Raw genomic sequence first — 14,499 nt, 5'->3', positions numbered from 1 at the left:
CAGACAGCGAGCGGGAGTTCGCATGCCAGGGCAGATAGTTCAAAGTGGCAATATCGACCCGGGCGGAAATCACGCCGCTGTTGGTTCAGGCGGTGCCGTCTCTGATTTGCCTTCGTTGATTCCCCGGGGAATCGCTTGGTCCGGGAGGGTCCGGGGAGGTCCGGTTACGTGGTCACGTTAGCACCGTTGCTTGTGGCCTCGCATTGTGCCGTCGAGCTCGTTGAACCATTCGGGTAATTGTCTGACTGGCCGGATTGCTTTTCACACGGTTTCCCGCGCTGGCGTTTCCATAACAGGTTCGGCCAACCTTCCTACGAATGGTGTTATGGCGCTTGCGATGGTCTCGGCCATGCTGCGATGAACGGCGGCCGAGCGGCCGCGAGGATCGGGAATCGTGTCGTCGTGCTCGGTGGCATAGCAGACCGCACCGCGACGCTGGGCCGCCAGCGCGACCAGCCGCGTCGCTCGATCCACCGGGTGTGGGGGAAGCCCGACCGGGGGGATGTCGCGGATATGCCTGGCGAACTCGCGGATGCAGAAGGTCTTGCGCAGAGCCGAAGGCGCGAGATGGACGACCGCCGAACGATGATCACGGTCGGCCGTCAGCACCAGGTCCGCGTTCGCCGCCGTTTCCGGCTGTAGCCGCCGTGCCCTGAACTCCGCCGCTGACCCGGCCAGGCCACGCCTGGCGAGTTCGGCGTGTGCCAGGACATCGATTCGCGCACCGGGCAGCGCCTCGATTCCGGCGCTGCCGACGACGAACCGATCGGCGTCGACGGGGCGGAGCCTGGCCTTGATAAGGCTGTCCGTGAGGAACTGCGCGAACGGTGATCTGCAGATGTTTCCGGTGCAGACGAAGAGTATTCGAAAGTTCTGGCCGGTATGGCTGGTGGTCATTGCATCACCTCGTGATGGTCACCGGACGCGGTGCCTTTCGTGTCGCCAGCCTTGTTCCGGAACCGGGAGGGGTTGCTGTTGTCTCGGCTGTTCACCATGGCCGTTCGTGGTGGTCTGCCCGGTGTCGGTGGCGGCGCTGCGCTGTGCCGGACGGGACGCCGCGGGCCGCCGCTCCTCCGAGTAGTAGTAATAGTGGTAGTAGGACGTCGATTTCGGTTGCGGAACCATGGTGAGAACCGTGCCGAGCGTTCGTACGGAGGCGGCTTCCAGCGCGGAAACCGCGGCTTTCACCTGGTTCGTCGTCGTCTTACCGTGCCGGGCGACGATCAGGGCCCCGTCGCATTGCGTGCCCAGCACCGCCGCGTCGGTCACCGGAAGCAGCGGCGGTGCGTCGAAGATGATGAAGTCGTACCTGCTACGAAGCTCCTTGAGTAAGGTACTCATCTGCTGCGACGCGAGAAGCTCGCTCGGGTTCGGCGGGATCGGGCCGCTGGCGAGTACGTCGAGCATGTTGAAGTTCCACGGCTGCACGGCGTCGCTTAGCGAAACGCGCCCGGAAAGCACACTGGTGATACCGACGGCCCCCTCGACGCCGAGATAGTGTGCCGCTCGCGGACGCCGCAGATCGGTCTCGACCACCAGCACCCTGCTGCCCGCCTGCGCCACCGCGATGGCGATATTGCACAGCGTGGTGGTCTTGCCCTCGTCGGGGATGGCGCTTGTCACCACGATGGCCTTGTTCGGGCTGTCCACGTCCACGAACTGCAGGTTGGTCCTGATCTTCCGGAACTCTTCGCTGCGTGGCGACTGCGGGTCGGTGTGCACGGTCAGCGGGCGTTTGGGGACCTCGGGGTCGAACGCGACATTCCCGAGGTGAGGTGCGTCGGTGATCTTCGCGAGGACCTGTTGGGACTTGATGCTGGTGTCCAGCAGGTGCCTGACCATGGCGCCGCCGTAGCCACCGAGCAGGCCGAGGAGGACACCGACGGCGATGTTCAGTACGGGTCGCGGGCTGACCGGCCCTGCCGGGATGCGAGCGGATTCGACGACTTGCGCTGTCACGGTCGGTGGCCCGCCACCGGCGGGGCGCTCGAGTTGGCCGACCAGTCCGGTGAACGAGCCCGCCGCGGCGTTGGCGAGGTCGCGTGCCCGTGCTGGCGAGGGATCGGTCGCCTGCACGCTCAGCAGCACCGTTTCCGGCTCGGACGAGGAGCTCAGTTGCCCGGCCACCTCGTCGGCCGGGACGTCAAGGCCAAGTCGGTTGACGACGTCCTGGCCGATCCTGTGGCTGGTGAGTAGTTGGGTGTACGACTTGACCTTGTCGGCGGACAGGCGGTTGCCTTGATAGGCATCGGTCAGATCGCCGGTCGCGTGCGAGGAGATATAGATCGTCGCCTGCGCGGAGTACTGCGGCACCATGGTCCAGGTGAGGGTCGCGGCCGTGGCGATGCCGAGCAGCAGGCCCACCAGGATGGTTTTCCAGCGTTCGCGTGCAACCTGCAAATAGTCGTGCAGGGTCAACACGGCACCTCCGCCCAGTTCGTCGTCGACGTCGCTTACCCGGCAAGGACTGGGCCGGAGGGTCATGCGACCCGTAACCGGACGCTACCGGGCAAGGCGCACATGGGCAACGCAGCGGCAACGCTGACGGTAGTGGAGTGTCGGTGTTCCCCCTTCCGGGCTACTCGGTCCACTCCGGACGGCAGGAGCCTCGAGGTACGAGCACGAACGGGTATCGCCCGGGGGTACGTGACATGGACACCTGTTCGGTGACTCCCTGGTAATGGCCGAGCGGGGTTCGCGCGCTGAACGTCTCCGGGTCGAGATAGGTATGGTCCTCACCCCGGCCCGCGGTGTTCTCGGCGTACTCCTTGTCGAAAATGCCGAGACTGAGTATCCACAGCGCCGCACGGGTGAGCGAGACGTGCACCCGGTAGCTGCCGCCTTCCCGCGCTCTGCGCGCGAGTGCCTCCACGACCCCGGCGGCCAGCAACCACGAGACGATGTAGTCGTTGACGACCATGATCGGAGGCAGGCCAGGGCGTTCCCCGTCACCTTCCAGGTGCATCATCCCGACGAGGCTGCCCGCCGTCTGGTCGAACCCGATGCGATCGGCCCACGGCCCCCGCTCGCCGTTCAGCGAAGCTGTGGCGTGGATGATGCCGGGCCTGCTCATCGCCGCCTGTTCCGCGGACAGTCCGATCCGGGAGAGGTAGCCGGGGCGGCGGTTGGCATAGAACACGTCGGCACCGCAAAGCAGCCGCTGAATCAGCGCGTGACCGTCCTCGCGGTACGGGTCGATGGTCGCCGATCGCACCCCCACGTTGGCGGTGGTGTAGATGGCGTCGTGCTCGAGTTCCTCCGGTCGCCACAGGTTCAGCACGTCGGCGCCGTGCAGTGCCAGTGCCCTGCCCACGCCCGCGCCCGCGATGACGTGACCCATGCCAAGCGCCCTTACCCCGGACAGCGGATCGGTGGCCGAGGTGAGCGGCTCGGGGTCGCTCTCCCCGATCTTCGTGATCTCCACCAGCGGCATGCCGGCCAGTGCCTCGGTGTAGTGCGGTTCGGCGAGGAGTTCCTCCGTGGTGCGCAGCATCGGCAGCACCGTGCCAGCCGTCACCGCGGCCTCCTCCAGTTCCCGGCCGCGCCAACTGGCGATCGCGGCGGCAACGGCCTTGCTGTCCTCGGGAACGCCGAGCAGCCGCTGGGCGGCGAGTTTGATCTTGGGGTACGGGTTGAGCGGCATTACCCACCTGCCGTCGGCGGTTCGGTAGAACCGCAGGCCGAGCGCCTGCGTCGCGTTCGCCTGCGTGCCGGGCGGGTAGCCGTTGAGCAACTCCCATTTGCGGTCGTAGAAGGGGCACAGCCGGTGTGGTGCGACGCGCAGGTCGACGGCGATGTCCTGGCCGGAGCCGCCGCGCAGCCGCCACAGCTTGGCGACGGCCGCTGATTTCGCGGCGAGTGCGACTGCTGCCGCACCACCCAACCGGAGGGTGCTCGGTACGACGGGGTCGGCGCCGGTGAAGGTGATCGTCCCGCCGGTGTCGGCGGCGCTCATTCCCAACCCCGCCAGTACGTCGGTGAGCGCGGCATGCGGGTCGAAGGCGTCATCGCTGGCTGGACAGGCGAGCGCGCTGGTCAGCCGTTCAGTGAGCAGCATCGTGTTCCTGAGAGGTCAGCAGTTCTTCCGGGATTGGCAGGTGTTTGGCGCGCAGGTACTCGCCCACCGCTTTGCCTGCCTGATCGACGCGGGTGTTGGCCGAGCCGCCGGTACCGAGCAAACCGCGAAGCACGAAGTGCACGGCTCGCAACGTCGGTAGTTCGTGGCGGACGATGTCGAGGTCCTTGACCTCGGGCAGTAGCCTGCGCAGTTCCTCGGTGGACAGCGCCTGCCGAAGCCAAGGCCAGGCCCGCTGCTCGGGCACCCACACCCCGACGTTGCAGTTGCCGCCCTTGTCGCCACTTCGTGCGTAGGCGACCGAACCGAGTGGCGCGCTGCGGGTGGCGGTGGCCGGTGGCGCGGCTGCGGGCTCGGGGTGCCGGGGTTGCTCGCTGAGGGCGGTGTCGGCGGGCGGATCGATCCGCACGACCCGGCCGTCGTCGAGAACCGCTCGGTGTGTGACGGCTGCCTGTGGCAGCAGCGCGGGCCAGTAGTCGATCCGTGGCTTGGGTTTGGTGGCCGGTGCCGCGTCGGCGTCGTGGAAGAAGCCGGGAATGCTTTGCAGATACAGGCTGGCGAGCTTGCGGGCCAGGCCAAGTCGCACGAGCGGTTCCTGCTCCCGTGCGGTCGCTGCGACGCGCACCGCCACGGTCGCGTCCCACTGGCTTTCCGGGTCCGTGGCCGCCGTACCCAGGCGGGTGAACTCCAGCTGGTCGACGCCATCGGGCAGGTCCTTGCTCACCTGTGCACGAAGCAGTTCGATCTTGTCGTTGACGTCCGGCGCGGTGACGAACACGGTGTCCACGATTCCGAAGCCCAGCTGCGCGAAGGCGGCCACCTTGGTAGTAGGCGGGGGAGGGCTTGCGGTGACTCCGCAGACTCCGACCCGGTCACGCCCGAGGGCGGTGAGCCGCAGCGTGTCGAGGTGAACCGTGACGTCCGGGTTGAGGTATGTCGGGCCCTGGATCTCGTACACCAGCTGGGCGGTGACCGTGTCCACGGTGACGGCGCCGCCGTCCCTGGCATGTTTGGTGATAACGCTCGTGCCGTCGGCGGCGATCTCCGCGATGGGGAAGCCGGGGGTGGTCATGCCGGGTATGTGGGTGAAGCCGGAGAAGTTGCCGCCGACCGCCTGTGAGCCGCACTCGATGATGTGTCCGGCCGCGACGGCGCCCGCCATGGCGTTCCAGTCGCCGCGACCCCACCCGTGCCACCAGGCTGCGGCGCCTGCGGCGAGCGAAGCGTCGGTCACCCGCCCGCACACGACGATGTCGGCGCCGTCGGCCAGTGCGGCCGCGATGCCCCAGCCGCCAAGGTAGGCGTTGGCCGCGATCGGCTCCAGACCCCAACTGTCAAGTGGTTGCCCAGTGTCGAGATGCTCGAACCGGTGGCCGTCCGTTCGCAGGCGTGGCAGGTCAGGAAGTACGTTGTCGCCCTCGATGTGGGCGACGCGTAGCGGTACCCGCTGTCGCGAGGCGAGCTCGCGCAGGGCGGCCGCGAGCCCGGCGGGGTGAAAACCGCCTGCGTTGGTGACGACCTTGATCCCGCGTTCGGCCAGCGTGGCGAGGTGGGGGCGTACCTGGTCGAGGAAGTACCCGACGTAACCCTTGGCCGGGTCGTGCCGGTACCTCGCCGCCAGCGCGGCGAGGGTGATCTCGGCCAGGTAGTCCCCGACCAGAACGTCAACGGGGTCACCCGCAATGGCTTCGTCGACGGCGGTGAATCGGTCGCCGAGATATCCGGAGAAGTTCGCGACACGGATGGGCCCGCGGGCCATTGTCACCACCTCCTCGTGGTGTTGGGGGACTCGACCAACCCTAGCTTATTGAACGCGTGCCAAAAAGCCGCCAGGCTGGCGCCCCACCAGCAACGGGTACACGCTGCGTAGGCTCAAGCCGGGCGGACCTCGGCGGGACCCTGCCTGACCTCGCTCGGCAGGTAAACGCTGTCGACGCGAAGCCGCACGGTCGCAGAGGGACCCTGCCGTGGTCCTGCTGCACGGCGGTGGACCTGATCATCACAGCCTGGTTCCGCTTGCCATACCTGGTTGAGCTACGCCGAGGACGTGGTCGCCCTGCTCGATCAACTCGGCTCGAAGACATCGAGGATGATGCCGCCAAAGCCGAGGAGATCGGCTTCATGGATGCCTTCGCCGAGCGAGGTCCGCGCCGCCATTCCACGGTCGGACCAGGAGAGCGTCGCGGCGGCAGCGGCGATCGGGCGCGACCGCGCCTTTCGCGACGTCGCCGGACTGGCGCCGATCACCGCGCCGACGTTGGTGTTTCCCGGGATAAGATCGGCGCCACCCGACCGCGCTGGCCGACCGCGTAGCACAGGTACTGCCCGATGCCCGGCTCCTCCCCGACGCGTGCTCGGCCGACCTGCGCACGGCCGACGATCTCGCCGCCGCACTCGGCCCCGCGATCCGACGCCTTCTCGCCGGCATCGACCAATGGTTCCCGCTGCGGTTGCTAGCGGCCTTCGGCGGCCATGCGGATACCGAGAGCGACCAGAACGGTGCCGCTCACCGCTTCCAGCCTGCGCCGAACCATGGGCCGCCGGAACCAGCCGCTCGCCCGTCCGACGGCGGCCGCGAGCCCGAGGTACAGCACGATCTCGATCGCCACCTGCAGCAGCGCCAGTACCGCCGTGGTGGCGAACAGCGGGCGGTCGGCCGGGACGAACTGCGGGTAGAAGGCCACCATGAACGCCGCCGCCTTGGGGTTGGCCAGCATCACCACGACACCCTCGGCGAACGCCTTGAGCCAGCCCCTTTCGGCTTCGGCGGGTACTTCCGCACCGACACCGGTCGCGGAAGGCTCTCGCGGCCGCGCCATGCCTCACGCCACATCCTGATGCCGAGATAAAGCAGGAACCCCGCACCGAGCACACGAAGCACGACGAACGCGACCTGTGACGCGGCGACCAGCGCGGCCAGCCCTCCCGCCGCCAGCAGCGCCCACAGGTAGAGACCGGCCTGCAGTCCAAGCACCGTCGGTACCGCGCCCGCGAACCCCCGCAGCGCCGCACACCGCAGGATCAACGCCATCGCCGGACCAGGTGAGGCGGATATCAGCACGACGGCGGCGACGAAGGTGGGCAACGAGCCAAGCAGTTCCATGGGCCGCATCATGCTCGGGCGCGGCAGGCGGGCTCAACCGACTTACCGGTGAACGCGGTTGTTCCGGGACCGTTCGGCGCGGCGGGTGCCAGCAGCCAACGACCGGTGGCGCGACGCGTCAACCGGTCCGCACGGGAGGCCACGGCGAGTCCGGTCAGCCGTCGGTGTCGTCTCGGCCGATTTTCCATTTCCGGTAGTCGTGTCCCCAGCGCTCGAGTTGCTCGGTGATGTCGCGCAGGCTCGTGCCCATCTCGGTGACCGAATACTCCACTTTGGGCGGCACCTGGTGGTGCACGGTGCGCCGCACCAGCCCGTCGGCTTCCAGCTCCCGCAGTTGCCGGGTCAGCATCCGGGGAGTGATACCAGGCAGTGCCCTGTCGAGTTCACCGAAGCGCATGGTGCTCTGCAGCAGATGTCGAAGGATTACCAGCTTCCACTTGCCACCGATGACCTCCAGCGCGGCCTCGACCATGCACTCCTCGGCCAACGCCTCGATACGGGCGCCCACGTGAGCCTCCCCTGACCTCGATACTATCCAGTGTGATAGTACTGGTCGCAAAAGACCGTACTTGTTCTGATCGTAGCTAGGGTCGAGGCTTTCCCCATGACCTTGCTGCAACGTGTGGAACACGACCCCGACTGGTACGAGCCCTACCGCATTTCGCTGGCGATCAAGGCGAACGGCCTGATCTTCGTATCCGGCCAGGCCGGGATCGACGAGCACGGTCGTACCGTCGGTGTCGGAGATTTCGAAACCCAGGCACGCCAGGCGTTCCGCAACCTGGCTGCGGTGCTGGAACAGGGCGGCAGCAGCCTCAACGACGTTGTCAAGGTAACCATCATGGTCACCGACATGAGCTACCTGGACCAGATCGTGCGGCTACGCGAGGAGTACTTCACCGCGCCCTACCCGGCCGATACGTTGCTGCGCGTGGCCGGGCTGGCGCAACCCGACTGGCTGGTGGAGATCGACGCGATCGCGGTGGCAGGGTAGTCGCCGCCTTTCGCATTCGACGCCAGCACGTCAATGCGAGCCGGTGAGGGTGCCTGCCAGTGTGTTGTGCCGCTGCCGGCTGTCGGAGTTCATGCCGATGATGGTGACGGTGGTGCCGCGCGATTCGTATTTGGTGGTGATGGCGTCGAGTGCGGCGACGGAGGAGGCGTCCCAGATGTGGGCGTCGGACAGGTCGATGATGACGTTGGGTGGGTCGCCCGCGTAGTCGAACTGGAATACGAGGTCGTTGCTGGAGGCGAAGAACAGCTGGCCGGTGACGTGGTAGATCTTGGTGCTGCCGTCGGGGTCGAGCACGCTGTCGACGGTGACGAGGTGGGCGACGCGGCGGGCGAAGAGCACCATGGCGACCAGCACGCCGACGATCACGCCGATGGCGAGGTTGTGGGTGGCCACGGTAACGGCCACTGTGGACAGCATCACGGCAGTCTCGCTCCTGGGCATTCGGCGTAGCGTGCGTGGGCGGATGCTGTGCCAGTCGAACGTGCCGGCTGCGACCATGATCATGACGCCGACGAGGGCGGCCATGGGGATCCTCGCGACGATCTCGCCGAGGGCGACGACGAGGACGAGCAGGAACACTCCGGCGAGGAAGGTGGAGGCGCGGGTACGCGCGCCGGACTTCACGTTGATCATGGTTTGGCCGATCATGGCGCAGCCGCCCATGCCGCCGAAGAAGCCGGTGACGATGTTGGCTATGCCTTGTCCCCAGGACTCGCGGGTCTTGTCGGAGTGGGTGTCGGTGATGTCGTCGACGAGTTTGGCGGTCATCAGTGACTCCATGAGCCCGACCAGAGCCATGGCCAGTGCGTAGGGAGTGATGATCGTCAGGGTTTCGAGGGTCAGCGGCACCGAAGGGACCCCGAGCACGGGCAGGCTGCTGGGCAACTCGCCCTCGTCGCCGACGGTCGGCACGGCGATTCCGGCGGCGACGGTGAAGGTGGTGAGCACCACGATCGCCACCAGCGGTGCGGGGACGGCCTTGGTGAGTCTCGGGAGCCCGATCATGACCACGAGACCAGCGGCGAGTAGCGGGTAGACCGGCCACGGTACGTCGATGAGGTAGGGCAGCTGGGCCAGGAAGATGAGGACGGCCAGGGCGTTGACGAAGCCGACCATGACGCTGCGGGGCAGGAACCGCATGAGCCGGGCCACCCCGGCCACGGCCAGCAGCACCTGCAGGATGCCGCCTACGACGACGGCGGCGAGCAGGTATTCAACGCCGTGATCGCGAACCAGCGGTGCGAGCACGAGCGCGATGGCGCCGGTGGCCGCGGAGATCATGGCAGGTCGGCCGCCGGTGACGGCGATGGTGACAGCCATCGTGAACGAGGCGAACAGCCCGATGCGTGGGTCGACGCCCGCGATGATGGAGAACGACACCGCCTCGGGGATGAGCGCGAGCGCGACGACCAAGCCGGAAAGCGTCTCGGTACGCAGCACGCGCGGGGAGAGCCACGCGGGACGACCGGGTAGCACTCGTCGGGTTTTCGGGCGCGAGACAGCAGGCAGCGACATCAGCTTCTTTCGAGCGAAGGAGGGCAAGAGGACAGCAAGGAGCCGCTCCGACGAGGCCCGCACCGTGTGCCTCGACCGTACCTTCACGCAACGTTAGTGTCGCCCGGAATGTGATCTAGGACCAGCTACGGTGTGCCGGCCGTGGCCACGGACACCGGATCGCAGGCAGGTAAGCCGAGCACGCTACGACCTTCGGTGATCGGTACGGGAAGCGAGAAGGTGCCGCCCGCCGCGCACCGCGCCGGCGACGGAACTACCGTCGCGACGTAGCAGGCCGCAGCCACCGGGCCGGTAGTGGAAGGCCCGGCAGCCCCGGACACCGGGCCGTTCCACGACATGCGGTTTCAGGGCTTCGCGGCGACGCTTCGCGGCGACCTGCTTCGGCGTCGGGGTGGTGTCGACCCGAAGTGCGCGTACGGCGACACCACCCAGGACTAGGAAGAGCGGGGGAGTGCAGCGCTGCGGCAGGGTCAGACGTGGTCTCGCGGAATCACATCGTGCCAGTTGCGGGAGAACAGCCTTCCCGAGCTATCGTAGGCATCGATCCGCGCGTCGACGACGAACTCGGTCTCGGTACAGGACAACGTGGTGTGGGTGACGGTGCGTGCCTGCCACTCACCCCGAACGAAGTCAACAGTCCATGTTGTCTCGCCACGAACCGATTGGAAGTCGTCCGCCGCGCTCGTGTAGCGCTCGTGAGCGGCGCGGGAAACCTCCAGCCCGATCGCGTCGTAGCGTACGGTTCCCGAATCCTTTTCGACCTCCAACGCCGACACCGAACGGTCCAGGTCGCGGGTGACATCCCAGCGGTGTCGCCCCGGCCGCACCCGCGTTGTGGAGATTGGCGTCGCCCCTTCGGCCTCACCGAAGGGATTTCGCGGGGCATCGTCCGGTTCCCGTACCGGGCGCACCGGAAGCGTCAGCTCGCTGGATCCGGTATGGACGGACAGCAGAACCGGTGCCGGAGGCGGCCACGCCAGCGGCCAGTACGACGTGGAAAGCGAAAGCCGGATACGGTGTCCCGACGGGAAGACCTGGGCTACGGCGTTGAGTTCGATCGACACCAGGTACCGCTCGCCTGGTTCCAGGTACTCCGGCCGCTCATGGCCGCCCCGATGCGTGAGGTTGAGCAACCCGTAACTGACCCGCGTCGCTTTGCCGTCGGGCGCGACGTCGGATAGCCGCGCCGCGATCATCGCGATCGGTTGATCCGCCGAGACGTCCAGGTCCACAACGGGGGCACCGAGGATCTCGCAGGCCTGCGGCAGTGGGTCGGTTTCGAACACCAGTGAGCCGCCGTCCTCCTCCCGTTGGTCGAAGGGCAGGTCAGGCGGCGCGTTGTAGGAGGCCCACTTCCCGGCGAACTGCCCGACGGAAAGCGGCGAGCTGATCCGCAGTTCCCGCTCGGCAACGCGGTCGCCCGGAGCGGCCAGCCGGTGACGGTCCAACGGAAACCGAAGGGGCCGGATGTGGGGCGACGGCCAGGATGGTTCCCCCACCCAGCGTCCTGGCCGCTGCTCGTACGACGTCGACGGCGGCACGCTGTCCTGCATCCAGGCGTACAGCATCGGTCCGTCGAGCACGCCGTTGTCGATGTCCTTGAGCCAGTGATCCCACCAGCGCACCACTTCCTGCAGATAGCCGATGGCGGGCCCCGGCTCCCCCAGGTGCGGGAACTTGTGTGACCACGGGCCCACCAGCCCCTTGCGCGGCACGTCCAGCTGCCGCAGTAGCCGCATGACGGCATTGGAGTATCCGTCCGCCCACCCACTCGAGGCGAGCACGGGGCAGCGCACGTCGCCGTAGTTCTCGCAGACCGAAGCGTGCCGCCAGTAGTCGTCGCGGTACTGGTGACGCAGCCATTCGGTGACCCACGGTCTCGCGTTTTCCAGCCGCTCCAGCCACATCTGCCGCCACCGCTCGCCTACCAGCGCCGGGTCCGGCGGAAGCGTGCTGTGCGCGAACATCGTTCCCGCTTCGGCGAGATTGTCCGACAGCAGGCAGCCACCCATGTAGTGCATGTCATCGGCGTAGCGATCGTCGGTGAACGAGGCGATGACTATGGCGTACAGACTGGCCGGTCGTCGCGCCGCCACCTGCAGCGCACTGAAGGCACCCCACGAGATGCCCATCATCCCGACCTTGCCGGTGCACCACGGTGCGCTCGCCGCCCACCCCAGGACGTCCTCGGCGTCGAGTTGCTCCCGCTCCAGATATTCGTCGGTGAGCGCACTCTCCGACTCCCCGGTGCCTCGCAGGTCCACCCTGACACAGCAGTAGCCATGGCCTGCCAGGTAAGGATGGTGAATGGAGTCGCGAACCGCAGTGAAGTCCCGCTTGCGGTAGGGAATGTACTCCACGACCGCGGGGAAGCGATCGTGGTCGGATGCGACAGGACGCCAGATCCGCGCGGCGAGCCGGGTGCCGTCGGACACCGGGATCCAGACGTTCTCCTCCTCGATGATGTCGTAAGGCAGCGAGTCAACCGTGCGCATTCAGCGTCCGGCCTCCTCCTCGTCGTCATTATCGAACTCGAAACGCAGCATCCGGACCGCCTGCTCGTACTTGCGCTCCAGCTCCGGCTCGCTGTCCGCCCCGACGTAGACGTGTGCCAGCTCGTAGCTGTAGCTGTCCTGTCCGTCCAGTTCGGATAATCGCCCGCCGGCGACGGGGATGACGTCGATCACCACGCCCGGAATCTCGGCCTGCACCTGGTCGATCTCGGCCCTTTCTGGTACCCGCCGCACGACGCCGTCTCGGAACCTGCGGTAGTACCACTTCGCGGCAAGTTCGTACGGCCCCTTCCTGCTGGGCAGGTCGGGGTCCTCACCCAGTCCCAAACTGATCATCAGGTGATGGTTTGGCACACCGTCGACATACTCGAACAGCTCGGCATGTGACTGGGAGTGCCGAGGATTGATCTCCAGCACGTTGACCTCGCCAGTTTCCTTGTCGCAGAAGAACTCGATGCTGAAGGTCGAGTTGTCCAGTCCGATCTGGCTGATGACTCGGCCCGAGATGTCCTCCATGCGCCGCACCATCGGTCCGGGTAGTTGCGAGGGATACTGGTGGCGCAGGAACGACGACGAGTTGCCGGGGTAGTTCAACGAGTCGAGCGTGCCGTACACGGTGACCTCGCCGTCGTAAACGTAGCCCTCGGTTGCCGCCTGCGCGCCCGACATGGCCTCCTCGGCGAGGCATGCCTGGCCACCGGCCGCCGCGACCTCGGATGGGAGGTCAAGTCGTTCGAGGACGTACTCGAACGGCCTACCGACCCGTTCGATTCCCGCTCGGATTCGCTTCACCGACTCGATGAAGTCGGCGTCGTTGTCCACACGGAACGCCAACTCCGAGGAGAACGATTTCACCGGTTTCAACCACATCGGGTAGCTCAGTCCGGCAGGAGGAGCGGGGTCGTCCAGATCGACCAGTCCGAATCTGGGGTGATCGTCGATGACACTGGCCTGTTCGAGCCTGCTCCAGTACTTGTGCTCACACTTCACTACCGCTTCCAGTGTCGCGCTCGGCAGGCCGTAGCGCTTGCACAGCAACGGGATCATCGTGGTGACCGGGAAATCCCAGTAGCCCACTATGGCGCCGATGTCGCCCTCGAAGCTGTCCAACTCCTCCTGTGCCTTGGCAAGGAGATCGGGAACGGAGATCTGACCGTGCTGCAGCTCCTCCGGGCTGAGCAATGGATGGAACCGATAACGCACAGAACCGGGAACATCGCCGAGTGTGCGACGATTCGCCTCGTCGAGACCCAGCACGAAAACGTCGATCTGGCTCACCGGCCCACACCTCCCACCGCGCACGGCGACTACGACGCCATGCGTCCTTTGTTGTCGTTCGATCGGGCGTACCCACGAACCAGGTAGCCACAAACGTCACTGGAGTCTCAGTGTCACGCAACGCTGGCAGGATCTCACATGTCGAGCAGAGGCGGTCACCCTCTGTGCGCTCCCACACGCGAACCACGGCTGCCGCGCGATCGGCGGGTTCACCGCAGTCGTGTCGAGCGGGCAGGCTGTTGGAATCTCGGCGGATTCGAGTGATCATCGCAACGGTACCGGTCATGAGGATGCCATTGCGGTGTGGAACACGGTGTGTGGTGTGCGTCAGTCGAGGCCCATGCGGGGCCGGTGGTTGAGCCGGTCGTGAACGGGGCGGAGGCAGTACTCCGACTGCAACTCAAACCCGCGCTTATGCCCGCGCCTCGCCATCACTACGCACTTCATGATCAGGAGTGTTGCGACAAGCACTTGAATCCGCGCGTAACCATCAGTATTCCGCGGAACCGACAACATCCATCCGGCGCGGCCTGTGCCGGTGGGGTCCAGGTTGCGGGTCACGAGATACAGGCACTTCACCGCGGGCTGCTCGGTCGGGAATGGTTCAATCGCGTTCGTGGATGCCCCAGCAGGCACGGACGAGCCCTAATAACTGGTGGTGTAGCGGTATTCGAAGGGCGAGGTATTCGCCGACCTGAGTCGGCGACGAGTCGGGGGGCGATCAACCCAGCGACGTCGTTGCCGCGCGCAGGTCGTTCAGGGCAGCAAGTGCACGCTGCGCGAGCCCTCCGCCATCATCACGATCACCTTCGCGCCACTGCGCGTAGCCACGCTTGAACGCGAGGACCCCCAGTTCGGCTGCGAGATGTGCCACCGAGTCGGGCACGCCGCGGGCGATGAGGACGGTTGTCATCGCGGCCGCGAGACCGACGCTCTTCAGAGCGTCCGCCCCTGTAGCTCGGTGCTGGCCGCCACGGCTGCCTTGAGGCGGGGTCCCAGC

Annotated in this window: 13 protein-coding genes; 1 reads left to right on the top strand and 12 read right to left on the bottom strand. The window is 66.7% G+C overall.

Translation table 11 applies throughout. The annotated features are described in order from the left end of the window. Nucleotides 1-261: 261 nt before the first annotated feature. The 8 genes from FHU38_RS18325 to FHU38_RS18295 form a co-directional block, all read right to left on the bottom strand. Complete coding sequence (locus tag FHU38_RS18325) at nucleotides 262-897, bottom strand: arsenate reductase/protein-tyrosine-phosphatase family protein (protein ID WP_167173072.1); 636 nt, start codon at nucleotides 895-897, stop codon at nucleotides 262-264. 18 nt (nucleotides 898-915) lie between these two features. After that, nucleotides 916-2,418 carry a polysaccharide biosynthesis tyrosine autokinase gene (locus FHU38_RS18320; protein ID WP_167173070.1) on the bottom strand — a complete coding sequence of 501 codons (1,503 nt, stop codon included), beginning with the start codon at nucleotides 2,416-2,418 and terminating at the stop codon, nucleotides 916-918. A gap of 160 nt (nucleotides 2,419-2,578) precedes the next feature. Next, nucleotides 2,579-4,057: a CoA transferase gene (locus FHU38_RS18315; RefSeq protein ID WP_167173068.1), complete on the bottom strand. Its 1,479-nt coding sequence runs from the start codon at nucleotides 4,055-4,057 to the stop codon at nucleotides 2,579-2,581. Next, entirely contained in the window at nucleotides 4,044-5,834 is a 1,791-nt protein-coding gene (locus FHU38_RS18310; protein WP_167173066.1) for an acyclic terpene utilization AtuA family protein, read from the bottom strand. The genes FHU38_RS18315 and FHU38_RS18310 overlap by 14 nt, the downstream gene beginning before the upstream one ends. Before the next feature lie 305 nt (nucleotides 5,835-6,139). Continuing rightward, nucleotides 6,140-6,322, bottom strand: a complete 183-nt coding sequence (locus FHU38_RS18305) for a hypothetical protein (RefSeq protein ID WP_167173063.1) — start codon at nucleotides 6,320-6,322, stop codon at nucleotides 6,140-6,142. Nucleotides 6,323-6,528: 206 nt separating this feature from the next. Then, the gene (locus FHU38_RS27805) at nucleotides 6,529-6,792 is read right to left on the bottom strand and encodes a LysE family translocator (RefSeq protein ID WP_279590187.1); all 264 of its coding nucleotides are present in this window, start codon (nucleotides 6,790-6,792) and stop codon (nucleotides 6,529-6,531) included. Then, a complete protein-coding gene (locus tag FHU38_RS27800; RefSeq protein ID WP_279590186.1) occupies nucleotides 6,792-7,178 on the bottom strand; it encodes a LysE family translocator in 387 nt (128 codons plus the stop codon). The genes FHU38_RS27805 and FHU38_RS27800 overlap by 1 nt, the downstream gene beginning before the upstream one ends. Before the next feature lie 154 nt (nucleotides 7,179-7,332). Beyond that, on the bottom strand, nucleotides 7,333-7,686 hold the full coding sequence (locus tag FHU38_RS18295; RefSeq protein ID WP_390623304.1) for a winged helix-turn-helix transcriptional regulator: 354 nt from the start codon (nucleotides 7,684-7,686) through the stop codon (nucleotides 7,333-7,335). A 96-nt stretch (nucleotides 7,687-7,782) separates the two neighbouring features. Between FHU38_RS18295 and FHU38_RS18290 the strand changes: the two genes are divergently transcribed. Beyond that, entirely contained in the window at nucleotides 7,783-8,172 is a 390-nt protein-coding gene (locus tag FHU38_RS18290) for a RidA family protein (RefSeq protein WP_167173061.1), read from the top strand. Nucleotides 8,173-8,202: 30 nt separating this feature from the next. Here FHU38_RS18290 and FHU38_RS18285 read toward each other — a convergent pair whose 3' ends face one another. The 4 genes from FHU38_RS18285 to FHU38_RS27510 all read right to left on the bottom strand — a co-directional run bounded on the left by FHU38_RS18285 (nucleotide 8,203) and on the right by FHU38_RS27510 (nucleotide 14,412). Beyond that, the gene (locus tag FHU38_RS18285) at nucleotides 8,203-9,708 is read right to left on the bottom strand and encodes a SulP family inorganic anion transporter (RefSeq protein ID WP_167176253.1); all 1,506 of its coding nucleotides are present in this window, start codon (nucleotides 9,706-9,708) and stop codon (nucleotides 8,203-8,205) included. Nucleotides 9,709-10,178: 470 nt separating this feature from the next. Then, entirely contained in the window at nucleotides 10,179-12,203 is a 2,025-nt protein-coding gene (locus tag FHU38_RS18280) for a CocE/NonD family hydrolase (RefSeq protein ID WP_167173059.1), read from the bottom strand. Next, entirely contained in the window at nucleotides 12,204-13,499 is a 1,296-nt protein-coding gene (locus FHU38_RS18275) for an ATP-grasp domain-containing protein (RefSeq protein WP_167173057.1), read from the bottom strand. 721 nt (nucleotides 13,500-14,220) lie between these two features. Further along, nucleotides 14,221-14,412: a hypothetical protein gene (locus tag FHU38_RS27510; protein ID WP_243852294.1), complete on the bottom strand. Its 192-nt coding sequence runs from the start codon at nucleotides 14,410-14,412 to the stop codon at nucleotides 14,221-14,223. Between the last annotated feature and the right edge of the window lie 87 nt (nucleotides 14,413-14,499).

The sequence above is a fragment of the Saccharomonospora amisosensis genome (assembly GCF_011761185.1).
Taxonomy (GTDB): Bacteria; Actinomycetota; Actinomycetes; order Mycobacteriales; family Pseudonocardiaceae; genus Saccharomonospora_A; species Saccharomonospora_A amisosensis.
This window is presented reverse-complemented; position numbering and strand designations above follow the sequence as displayed.